The organism is Sphaerisporangium melleum, assembly GCF_014646695.1.
Lineage (GTDB): Bacteria > Actinomycetota > Actinomycetes > Streptosporangiales > Streptosporangiaceae > Sphaerisporangium > Sphaerisporangium melleum.
The window spans coordinates 1-569 of sequence record NZ_BMNT01000154.1; the positions used below are offsets into that span (position 1 = coordinate 1).

The window sequence follows — 569 nt, forward strand, 5'->3', positions numbered from 1 at the left end:
ACCCTCATCCACCGACAACGCCGGCAGACCCCCACGCCGCAACCGCTCCACATCCGCACGGCCCAGCCACCCCGACAACCCCGTCGCCACATCCCACAACCCGAACGCCAACGACGTCCCTGCCAACCCCGACGACCGCCGCACCACCGCCAACGCATCCAAGAACACATTCGCCGCCGCATACGACGCCTGCCCCGCCGCCAACACCAACCCACCCGCCGACGAGAACAACACGAACGCCGACAGATCAAGATCTGCGGTCAGCTCGTGCAGATGCCACGCCGCATCCGCCTTCGCCCGCAAAACCCCCTCAAACCGACCAGCCGACAACGACCCCACCAAACCGTTGTCCGCAACCCCCGCCGCATGCACCACACCACGCAACCGACGCTCAACCGGCACCGAACCCACAACCTGCGCCAGCGCCTCCCGATCACCCACATCACACGCGACGACCGAAACCTCCGCCCCCAACCCCGAAAGCTCCGCCACCAACTCCACCGCCCCCGCAGCCGCCAACCCCCGACGACTCACCAACAGCAGATGACGAACCCCATGCACCACCACCA

1 protein-coding gene is annotated in these 569 nt (G+C 67.1%); it reads right to left on the reverse strand.

Features of this window, described 5'->3' with window-relative positions; genetic code table 11:
- A partial coding sequence (locus tag IEY93_RS37610) for a KR domain-containing protein (protein WP_308425774.1) occupies positions 1 to 567 on the reverse strand: 567 nt, incomplete at its 3' end.
- Positions 568 to 569 lie beyond the last annotated feature (2 nt).